We start from the raw sequence: 220 nt of genomic DNA, 5'->3' as shown, positions 1-220 counted from the left end.
TGCTGGTGTTGCATCACATTGCGGCGGATGGGTTCTCGATGGGCCCGCTGATGCGGGATGTGGTGACCGCGTATGCGGCGCGGACCGCGGGTGTGGTTCCGGGGTGGGCGCCGCTTGCGGTGCAGTATGCGGATTATGCGTTGTGGCAGCGGGAGGTGCTGGGTTCGGAGGACGATCCGGAGTCGGTGATCGCGCGGCAGGTCGAGTACTGGAAGCAGGC

1 protein-coding gene is annotated in these 220 nt (G+C 66.4%); it reads left to right on the top strand.

Going from position 1 to position 220, the window contains the following annotated elements:
- Positions 1-220 (top strand): condensation domain-containing protein (locus EF834_RS18105; protein WP_164874188.1); only part of this gene is annotated, 220 nt, incomplete at both ends.

This window comes from Rhodococcus spongiicola (genome assembly GCF_004011835.1).
Lineage (GTDB): Bacteria > Actinomycetota > Actinomycetes > Mycobacteriales > Mycobacteriaceae > Prescottella > Prescottella spongiicola.
This window is presented reverse-complemented; position numbering and strand designations above follow the sequence as displayed.